This is a genomic window from Arthrobacter sp. B0490, from assembly GCF_002929355.1.
Classification (GTDB): Bacteria; Actinomycetota; Actinomycetes; order Actinomycetales; family Micrococcaceae; genus Arthrobacter_D.
The window spans coordinates 1-3,743 of record NZ_PJIR01000033.1 but is presented as its reverse complement, the minus strand read 5'-3'; the positions used below and the strand labels follow the sequence as shown (position 1 = coordinate 3,743).

The window sequence follows — 3,743 nt, the reverse complement described above, 5'->3', positions numbered from 1 at the left end:
CGCGAAACTCGGCTTCCGGCGACGGACCCAGGCCGCCGTCTACATCTCGACGCCCTCGGGCGCCCCGTCCCGTCAGGCGTCCCGTTAGGAGCTCAAGGGCACGGTGAGCAGGACGGTCGTCCCCGTGCCCAGGGGACTCGAGATGGACAGGGTGCCTCCGCAGAGTTCTGCGCGGTGCCGCATGTTCGCCAATCCGCTCCGGAACAGGGTCTGCTCGAACCCGGACCCGTCATCGGTGATGCTCAACTCGAAACGGTCCGGCAGAGCCTGCAGCGTCGTCGTGATGGACCGCGCCTGAGCGTGGCGGAGTGCGTTGGATACGCCCTCCAGAAGGATTGCCCGCACGTGGGTGGCCCACTCGGGGTTGATCGCGGCGTCGAGCGGCCCGGAGAGTTGCAGGACGGGTTGGAGGTCGTGGCCGTCGAACGCGGTCGCGACGAGCGCGAAGACGCTGGACGTGAACGTCTGGGTGCCCTGAGGGATCGAGCGCAACGAGTAGATGGTGTCGCGCAGTTCCCTGATCGTCGCGTCGAGTTCGGCAGTGACGGCTGCGATCCGTTCGAGTGCTTCGGCGTCCGGCAGGTATTTGCGCAGACTCTGGATGCTAAGCCCTGCCGCGAAGAGACGCTGGATCACCAGGTCGTGGAGGTCGCGGGCAATACGGTCGCGGTCACCGAAGACCGCTTCCTGCTCCCGCTGCCGATGGACCCGGAGCAGCTCCAGGGACAGGGCCACGTGGGAGGTGAACGATCTCACCATCTCGTGGTCGACATCGGAGAACGGCGGGGATTTTGCAGGCCTACCGAAGAGGAGGAACTGACGTTCCCCTGTCCCCGCGAGCCGCGTGAGGAGGGCTGTCGAGATGGTTGCCGGTGGCGCTCCTGGCAGCAGACAATTGATGTCCTCCTGCGTCAGGAGCAGTGGTGGCGACTGGGCGTTCAGTCCGTCGAGCAGCGCGCTGTGAGACCCGGACCGTCCCACGAAGGTACCTGCGTTCGCGCCTCCAGCAGCCTCACAGATGAGGCCACGTTGATGACCGAAATCGCGCAAGACGACCGAGAGGTCGCTGTGTGATGCGTGCAGGGCATGGTGCGCGACCAGTTCGAGGTCGTTACGGACATGGTCGGTCTGCTCGAGGAGTTCCCGCGCAGCATTCAGCCCGCCTTCGAGCCACCGCGTCCGCCGTGTCGAGTCGTCGAAGAGACGCGAATTCTCGATGGCAACGCCCGCGGCGGCCGCCAGGGCGACGAGCAGGCCCTCATCGGTATCAGTGAAATCCCCTCCCCCCTTCTTCTCCGTGAGATACAGGTTCCCGAAGACAGTTCCGTGGATCCGTATGGGCACACCGAGGAAAGAGCGCATCTGCGGATGATTCTCCGGGAATCCGACGGCAAGGCCATGCTCCCGCAGGTCGTGGAGACGCACGGGGCGGGGTTCAGTGAGCAACAGGCCAAGGACACCGAGCCCCTGAGGGTGCGCCCCGATCCGAGTGATCTCGTCCTCGCTCATGCCGACGGTGATGAAGGGACCCAGTGTTCGGTCTGCGCCGATGACACCCAAAGCCCCGAAGCGGGCGTCGACCAGGTCGCAGGAGGCGGTGATGACGCGTTCAAGGACAGTGTCCAGGTCGATGTCGTCGGCCATGGCGGCGAAGCCCGCGAGCAGGTTACTGATCCCGACGGTGGTTCCACCCGCCGGGTCCTCGGGGGTTCTCGCTGTGGGTGGAGGCTTGGCGTATACGCTCACTGGAAGCTCCAAGGTTGTCGTCATGTGCCGCGACCGAGGAACCGACAACTCGTCGGAACAGGCGATCCGTCGATCTGATCCTCGGGCTGACGATGGCGAGATCACGGATGGCGTACGTCGCGAACAGGGTCATAAGGCTCTGGTAGCCCTAGCGCCTCCTTCATAGTGTCACGGTATGAAGGCCGACTCCCTCCCCGACTCCGTACCCCCCTCCTCCTCCGGATCTGCATCCGGGCCCGGCCCCGATCCCACACCTGCATCCGAGCCCGCACCGACAAGGGTCCTCGCCGCGCACGAATGCTGGGCTTTGCTGCGTCAGGCGCCCCTCGGTCGTCTCGCGCTCTGTGTCGACGGTCACCCGGAGATCTTCCCCATCAACTTCGTCGTCGACCACGGGACCCTCGTGTACCGGACCTCCGAAGGAACCAAATCCTCCGCAGCAGAAAAGGCCCCAGCAGCGATGGAAGCCGACGGTTTCTACACAGGCGCGGCACCGGGAAGCGCCCGGGGCGATGACGAGAACGAGACGCGGGGGCAGGATACAGCGCGGCCTCAGGACACGATGTGGAGTGTCGTGGTGAAAGGGCGCGCCGCGACTATCGCTCTCACCTCCGAAGTACTGGACAGCGTCCAGCTGCCGCTCCACCCGTGGGAAGGCGGTCGGAAGGACCGCTTTATGCGGCTCGTGCCGGAGACGATCAGTGGACGGGCGTTCACTCCAACACCAGCCGCGGCCGATGCCTTGCATCCGGGGCAGGCCGGCCCTCAGGTATGAGCTTCATGTCGGTAACGGGCTGCGCGATGACGAAGTCAGGCAGTGCGGGTGCAGCACTGTGCGTGACCGAGCCGACCCCCTTCCCGGGCCCGGCGCCATGCCCATGACGGCTGATCACCAGCAGGGCCGCGTCCCGGCTGTGTGGCAGCAGAGTCCGGGCCGGTGGGCGCAGCAGACTGCGGTAGAACACTCTCCTCAACCATCGTCGACGACCGCCGGCCCGGTCAGGGCCTTTCGACTCTGATCCGGCCGATCATTCCTCCGTACGGTTCACCTCAGGAGATCGCCGGGCACCATCGCCGGTCCGAGGCAGCGAATGCACTCCCGCATCCTTCGCAACCTCGAGCCACCGGTCGGCGTTCTCACCGAGGGACAAGGACCCACCATGATGACCACGCCCAATCAGGATGCCTACTGGAACTCCCCCGGCGCCCTGCGCACCTCCGACGAACTCCCACCCTCCGAATGCTGGGCCCTGGCGACGACACGGTCCACCGGCCGACTCGCCTTCTTCCGCGACGGTCTCCTGGACATCTTCCCCGTGAACTACTTCGTCCTCGATGAGCACGTGTACTTCCGTACCTCCGCCGACGGCACCATCGCCACCAGCTACCTCGACCACGCCGCATTCCAGCTCGACCACGTGGACAGCGAAACCCGTACTGGCTGGACCATTCTCCTCAACGGCCCGACAACCCGTGTGGAGGATCCGGCGCTCCTGACGACGCTGTGGGGCAAGTCCGTCGATGAGCCCTGGGCATCGGGGCAGCGCGATCTCTTCTACAGCCTGGCACCCACCCACGTGCGAGGCCGCCGGGTAGGCACCACCCACTAGTACCCAACAGACCACCCTGCCCGACAGCCGCGGAACACCGACCTGCGGGCTGTCCATTGATGAAGCGACCACGGACGGGCAACCGGTTCGGACCCTGGGCCGGGTGAGCCCGCGGGGGCTGCTCGCGCTCAACACCCAGGCCCGCGTCCGCGCGCAGTGCGGAAAGGTGACGGACCAGCCAAGCGGTAGTGGTGCGGACGAACCAGCACGCCCGTGACCCTGCACCGCCCCGTACCGAAGGGTGAATCAGACGCTCTGGCGTCAACTCGAAACCGCCGTGGGGCTACCGACGTCGGTTCCGGTCGGTGTCTAGACTTCCACCGGAGGGTCGTCGGCCTCTCAGGCTCCGCGTACTCTTTCTGTGCACTGCTCGTGTTGCTTGGGGAA

The 3,743-nt window shown here is 65.9% G+C and carries 3 protein-coding genes; 2 read left to right on the top strand and 1 reads right to left on the bottom strand.

Going from position 1 to position 3,743, the window contains the following annotated elements:
- Window positions 1-84 precede the first annotated feature (84 nt).
- Window positions 85-1,746 carry a GAF domain-containing protein gene (locus CXQ97_RS18430; RefSeq protein ID WP_181035153.1) on the bottom strand — a complete coding sequence of 554 codons (1,662 nt, stop codon included), beginning with the start codon at window positions 1,744-1,746 and terminating at the stop codon, window positions 85-87.
- Window positions 1,747-1,921: 175 nt separating this feature from the next.
- Here CXQ97_RS18430 and CXQ97_RS18425 point away from each other — a divergent pair, with 175 nt between their 5' ends.
- Window positions 1,922-2,521 carry a pyridoxamine 5'-phosphate oxidase family protein gene (locus CXQ97_RS18425; protein ID WP_104182342.1) on the top strand — a complete coding sequence of 200 codons (600 nt, stop codon included), beginning with the start codon at window positions 1,922-1,924 and terminating at the stop codon, window positions 2,519-2,521.
- 385 nt (window positions 2,522-2,906) lie between these two features.
- Window positions 2,907-3,356, top strand: a complete 450-nt coding sequence (locus tag CXQ97_RS18420) for a pyridoxamine 5'-phosphate oxidase family protein (protein WP_181035152.1) — start codon at window positions 2,907-2,909, stop codon at window positions 3,354-3,356.
- Window positions 3,357-3,743 lie beyond the last annotated feature (387 nt).

Bases quoted from the DNA above. Each gene is read 5' to 3' on its own strand.
- CXQ97_RS18420 (WP_181035152.1), top strand. From the start codon at position 2,907: ATGATGACCACGCCCAATCAGGATGCCTACTGGAACTCCCCCGGCGCC.
- CXQ97_RS18425 (WP_104182342.1), top strand. From the start codon at position 1,922: ATGAAGGCCGACTCCCTCCCCGACTCCGTACCCCCCTCCTCCTCCGGA.